Below are 515 nucleotides of genomic sequence, written 5' to 3' on the forward strand. Positions count from 1 at the left end.
CAGATGAGGCTATATGTATTGGACCTGCTAAATCTAAGGATAGTTATCTAAATATGCAAAATATATTAAGTGCTACAGTTCTTACAGGTGCAGAGGCAATCCATCCTGGTTATGGATTTTTATCTGAAAATAGTAAGTTCGCACAAATGTGTGAGGAATGTAATATAAAATATATAGGCCCTAATTCACAAAATATTGATAATATGGGCAACAAATTAAAGGCAAGAGAAATTATGATAAAAGCCGGAGTACCTGTTGTTCCTGGATCAGATGGAGAAATTGCCTCTGAAACAGATGCTTTAGCATCAGCTGAGGAAATAGGATACCCTGTAATGATCAAGGCTTCAGCAGGAGGCGGGGGACGAGGTATAAGAGTTGTTAGCAAAGTAGAAGATCTAGCAACTGCATTTAATACTGCAAAAACCGAGGCGGAAACTAATTTTGGTGATGGAACAATGTATATGGAAAAATTTATAGAAGAACCAAGGCATATAGAGTTTCAAATACTCGCAGAT

Annotated in this window: 1 protein-coding gene; it reads left to right on the forward strand. The window is 36.9% G+C overall.

Translation table 11 applies throughout. The annotated features are described in order from the left end of the window. A partial coding sequence (locus KPL54_RS26930) for an ATP-binding protein (RefSeq protein ID WP_216109332.1) occupies positions 1-515 on the forward strand: 515 nt, incomplete at both ends.

Source organism: Clostridium estertheticum, assembly GCF_018861295.1.
GTDB classification, from domain to species: domain Bacteria; phylum Bacillota; class Clostridia; order Clostridiales; family Clostridiaceae; genus Clostridium_AD; species Clostridium_AD estertheticum_D.